This is a genomic window from Marinobacter sp. MBR-99 (assembly GCF_040547575.1).
Taxonomy (GTDB): Bacteria; Pseudomonadota; Gammaproteobacteria; order Pseudomonadales; family Oleiphilaceae; genus Marinobacter.
This window is the reverse complement of sequence record NZ_JBEPPY010000047.1, coordinates 1-2,489: the sequence shown is the minus strand read 5'-3', so window position 1 is coordinate 2,489 and position 2,489 is coordinate 1. Positions and strand designations below refer to the sequence as shown.

Sequence of the window (2,489 nt, the reverse complement as noted above, 5' to 3'; positions counted from 1 at the left end):
GTAAGCGCCGCTAAATCGACCCTCTTGCCCTAATCGTATTGAGCCACTTTTTTCAAAGCCGGCAACTCAACGTTCCAGGGCAGCAGTGTTTCCAGTTTTTCGAGGGTGTCCGCATCGGCAATGTGCTTCAGCACATGATGGATATAAGCGGAGGGTTCCAGGCTGTTGGCCTTGGCGGTTTCAATGAGCGAATAGCAGGTGGCGCTGGCTTTCGCCCCTTGTGAGGTATCGGCGAACAGCCAGGCCCTTCGACCCAGAGCAAACGGGCGAATAGCGTTCTCTGCTCCAGCATTGCTGATTTTCAGGTCACCGCGTTCGCAGTAGCCGATCAGGGTGTCCCACTGGTTCAGGGTGTAGTCCATGGCGGTGCGGGTGAGCATACCTTTCATCACCTTGCTGCGGTTTTTCTCCAGCCAGGCTTTAAAGGCATTTAGGAGCGGCAGGCTCTTTTCCTGCCGAACCCGGTAGCGTTCGACATCGCTCAGATCCCGGGCAGCCTTTTCGACTGCGTACAGTTTGCGGATGTAGCTCAGGGCTACATCGGCTTTTGAGGGCTGGCCTTTTTTGCCTGTGATCGGGGCGGCTCGGGAGGCTTCCACGAACTTCCTCCGGGCATGATCCCAGCATCCGATCCGCGTCAGCTTGTTCTCACGGCAGACCTGTCCGTAGCCGGAATAGCCATCGGCTTGCAGGATACCCTGGAAGTCGTCCAGCAGACGCACCGGCACCTTGCCACCTCGCGATGGGTCGTATTCGAACAGCACCGAGGGTTTTCCCGGTGGCCCGCCCCGGGTCACCCACATCCATTTGTCCGATTGGGCTTTTTTACCATCTTCCTTGAGCACCTGGATCCGGGTTTCATCGGCCTGGAGGTAATCGCTGGCGTTCTGGATTTCCCGCATCAGGTTGATTAGCGGCTGGAAGACGTCCTTCAGCCGGATGATCCAGTGGGCCATGCTGGTGCGGCTGACTTCGTGGCCCAAGCGCTGGAACATCTGTTCCTGCCGGTACAGAGGCAGCCCGTCGGCGTACTTGGAGGTAATGAGGTAAGCCAGCAGTGACGGTGTGGCCACACACTTGCCCAGCGGGTGAGTGGGACGGGCGGCCGCCAGGATTCGTTCCTCACCATCCTGCTCGAACACCGCCTTTTCCTGCCAGTACTCCAGCACCTTCAGTTGGGCCGGGATGTACTCCAGTTCTTCCTTCACCTTGGTGAAGAAGGTCTTGCTGGCACCGGCTTTCTCGTCGTCGCTGAGCGTCAGTTCGATACACTCACGCAGCAGCGTGTCGGAGAAGCCGCGCTGACGGCGCTTGCGGGAACGAGGCGGCGCGTCGGCTTCTTCGACATCCTCGGGCAGCTCCTCGCGCAGTTCGTCAATCCCGACTTCCAGTTCGGCTTCATCGAACAGCTGGATCTGATCGGTTTGCTTTTCACTGCTGGCGGCGAACTGCTGGATCTTCTTGTGGCGCAGCAGTTCTTCGAGGATAGCGATGTAGTTGTCACGGCGCTGAATAGTCTCATCGCGCTGCTTCAATTGAACCTGCCGGTTCAGAAGTGACTCTTCTTTCGAGGCCAGTTGCTCTTGCAGGTTGCCGATAACAGCCAGCATCTCAGCGGTGGAAAGACCGCTGAAATCGGGGTTTAAAGAGGCGTTATCAGGCGTTGATTTCATGACGAAATTATAGCAAAAACAACGCCCTGGCACACCTGAAAAATGATAAAAAAGGGCTATCCAACGCTCTCGTAATGCAGGGTTTTGTGGCCCCGTAACAGGGTGATGTCGTAGCCGTCCAGCAGCCAGTTGATCTGCTCGCCGGTCAACGGCATCAGGTCATCCGACGGCCCTGGCCACTTGAACTTTTCCTCAGCCAAAGCCTTGTAATAGAGCACGAACCCATTGTCTTCCCACATCAGGCATTTGATCTTGTTCCGCTGCCGGTTGGTGAAGGCGTAGAGGGCGCCGGAGAAGGGACTGTGCCCCAGCTCCTGCTCGACAATCAGCGCCAGGCCGTTGGCCTGCTTGCGGAAGTCGATGGGGTTTCGGTACAGGTAGATCTCCGGGAGATCCCAGGATGGACGTAGATACCGATGGCGCATCACAGCTGCCTCAGTACCGCACTCAACAACTCAATGTTGCCAGCATGCAGACCGGTAATCGATACGCCGCCCGGTAACGATACGGTCAAACCGGCTCCGGCATCTGGCATCGGGGCCACGCGGGCAAATCCGGAGCGAGCTTGATCCGCCTTGCCGGGCTCCTCGCTTCCCGTAAGCTTCTGTCGCCAGTAGACAAACCGGCAGTAAGTCAGTGTCTGTTGCTTGCAGTAGGCCATTCCGGACAGGCCGGACGCCTGCCAGTCCGTGATATGCTGCTGCCAGGCTTGTTTCCGTTCGGTTGGTGTCATGACGATTCCTCTTGGGGTTGGTGAGGAATCCAGTTTGGGTAATCTTATAGCTGTGGGGTAGGTGCTGGTTTATTGGCGCTTAC

3 protein-coding genes are annotated in these 2,489 nt (G+C 57.3%); all 3 read right to left on the bottom strand.

All coding sequences use genetic code 11. The annotated features are described in order from the left end of the window. Window positions 1-29: 29 nt before the first annotated feature. The 3 genes from tnpC to tnpA are packed head-to-tail and all read right to left on the bottom strand — an operon-like array spanning window position 30 to window position 2,406. On the bottom strand, window positions 30-1,673 hold the full coding sequence (gene tnpC / locus ABIE59_RS19865) for an IS66 family transposase (protein WP_354449531.1): 1,644 nt from the start codon (window positions 1,671-1,673) through the stop codon (window positions 30-32). A 56-nt stretch (window positions 1,674-1,729) separates the two neighbouring features. After that, the gene (tnpB, locus tag ABIE59_RS19860) at window positions 1,730-2,098 is read right to left on the bottom strand and encodes an IS66 family insertion sequence element accessory protein TnpB (protein WP_354449530.1); all 369 of its coding nucleotides are present in this window, start codon (window positions 2,096-2,098) and stop codon (window positions 1,730-1,732) included. Continuing rightward, window positions 2,098-2,406, bottom strand: coding sequence for an IS66 family insertion sequence element accessory protein TnpA (gene tnpA, locus ABIE59_RS19855; protein ID WP_354449529.1), 309 nt, complete (start codon window positions 2,404-2,406; stop codon window positions 2,098-2,100). The genes tnpB and tnpA overlap by 1 nt, the downstream gene beginning before the upstream one ends. Window positions 2,407-2,489: the final 83 nt, after the last annotated feature.